Origin of the sequence: Bacteroides fluxus YIT 12057 (genome assembly GCF_000195635.1) — a bacterium.
Lineage (GTDB): Bacteria > Bacteroidota > Bacteroidia > Bacteroidales > Bacteroidaceae > Bacteroides > Bacteroides fluxus.
The window spans coordinates 1-841 of sequence record NZ_GL882669.1; the positions used below are offsets into that span (position 1 = coordinate 1).

Sequence of the window (841 nt, forward strand, 5' to 3'; positions counted from 1 at the left end):
ATCCACCAGATAGGTGGGAGTACCCGTCTGGAACACAAAACGCAGATAGCGGTCGGAACTTTTCAGCACGCCATAAAAGGCTTTCAAGATCCGGCGGTATTCATCCAGAAGCGACTCATCGAGGATGGCCTGGAGCAAAGGCTTGTCATATTCATCAATCAAGACGACCGCCTGCTTGCCTGTACGTTCATAAGCACGTCGGATAATCCCGGAAAAACGTGCGGAAAGAGAAATTTCCGCCACATCACTGCCCCAACGTTCTTCCCAAAGGCTAAGGCTGCGTGAAAGCATCTGTTCCAGAGCTTCTTTTGTGTCATATTTTTCTGCATTCAAGTCCAAATGCAGCACAGGATACTGCTCCCACCGGGTTTCTAACTTCTCTATGGCAAGCCCTTCAAACAAGTCTTTACGTCCTTGAAAGTAAGCTTCAAAAGTAGAAAGGAGCAAACTTTTGCCAAAGCGGCGCGGACGACTCAGAAAATAAGGCTTGCCGGTATTCGCAATCTGATAAATCATGGCAGTCTTATCTACATAAAGATAGTTGTCTTTACGTATTTCCTCAAAAGTCTGTATGCCGATAGGCAATTTACGCATCTGTTCCATTTCCACCTTGTTTTTTAGAAGACGTATGCAAATATACGTCTTTTATTCAAAGGAATATAACTTCTGTCCAAAGAAGTAGCGGCCTGTATAAATAAAAAACGCTGGAACCACTTACTCAAATAAGTGGTTCCAGCGTAAGTATCCAAGCATAGCAACAAATTATAATACCGAATACTATACAGATTCTATAATATGCACTCCTTCATCTCTTCCACAATATAGTGTACGTCCTCATCCG

1 protein-coding gene is annotated in these 841 nt (G+C 43.3%); it reads right to left on the reverse strand.

What is annotated here, in order from left to right; all coding sequences use genetic code 11:
• Positions 1 to 603: ATP-binding protein (locus HMPREF9446_RS12400; RefSeq protein ID WP_009126022.1), on the reverse strand; the 603-nt coding region annotated here is incomplete at its 3' end.
• Positions 604 to 841: the final 238 nt, after the last annotated feature.